This is a genomic window from Mycolicibacter icosiumassiliensis, assembly GCF_900078685.2.
Classification (GTDB): domain Bacteria; phylum Actinomycetota; class Actinomycetes; order Mycobacteriales; family Mycobacteriaceae; genus Mycobacterium; species Mycobacterium icosiumassiliensis.
Genome location: NZ_LT546193.1, coordinates 1 through 844 on the forward strand (window position 1 = coordinate 1; position 844 = coordinate 844).

Annotated in this window: 1 protein-coding gene; it reads right to left on the reverse strand. The window is 69.4% G+C overall.

The window, feature by feature from the left end; all coding sequences use genetic code 11:
* Window positions 1-79: 79 nt before the first annotated feature.
* A partial coding sequence (locus BN4346_RS46840) for an ATP-dependent DNA ligase (RefSeq protein ID WP_067977085.1) occupies window positions 80-844 on the reverse strand: 765 nt, incomplete at its 5' end.

An 844-nucleotide genomic window follows, 5' to 3' on the forward strand; every position in this document is an offset into this window, starting at 1 on the left:
CCGGGAGAAGTACACCTTGTCGCCGCTGGTGAATCGGACGGCGGTGCCACCGACATCCAATTCTTCGGGGCCGGCCACCTCAGGTCTCCAGTACGTCGGCGAGGTCGTAGTTCAGCGGCACCTCGAGCTGGTCGAAGGTACAGCTGGCCGGGTCTCGGTCGGGACGCCACCGCAGCAGCTTGACGGTGTGCCGGAAGCGATCCCCCTCCATCTGGTCGTAGGCGACCTCGGCGACCCGCTCGGGCCGGATCGGAACCCACTGCTTGTCGGCGGCAGAATTCCACCGGCTCGGTTCGCCGTCGCGCACGTCACCGAGGCGCAGCGGTTCCAGCTCGGTCAGGAGCGTGAGCCGATCGGCATCGGTGAACGCCGACGAGCCGCCCACCATCGCCAACTCGCCGTCGGGGCGGTACAGGCCCAACAGCAGCGAACCGATGCCGACGCCGCTCTTGTGGATGCGGTATCCCATCACCACGCAGTCGGCGTCGCGGTGGTGTTTGACCTTGACCATCTCGCGCTTGCCGGGCAGATACGGCCCATCGGTCCGCTTGGCGACCACCCCGTCCAGACCGGCGCCTTCGAACGTGGTGAGCCAGCGCGTGGCCTGTTCGGCGTCGGCGGTGGCCCGGGTGATGTGACAGCTGGCGCCGCCGGTGAGCAGATCGGACAGCGCATCGCGTCGCACCCGAAACGGTTCGTCGAGCAGCGACGCGGAACCGGTGGCCAGCGCGTCGAAGGCGATGAACTGCGCCGGGGTCTGTTCGGCCAGCAACCGCACCCGACTCTCGGCGGGGTGGATCCGCCGGCTCAGCGAGTCCCCGTCCCGCCGGGGCCGCCCCCCGGT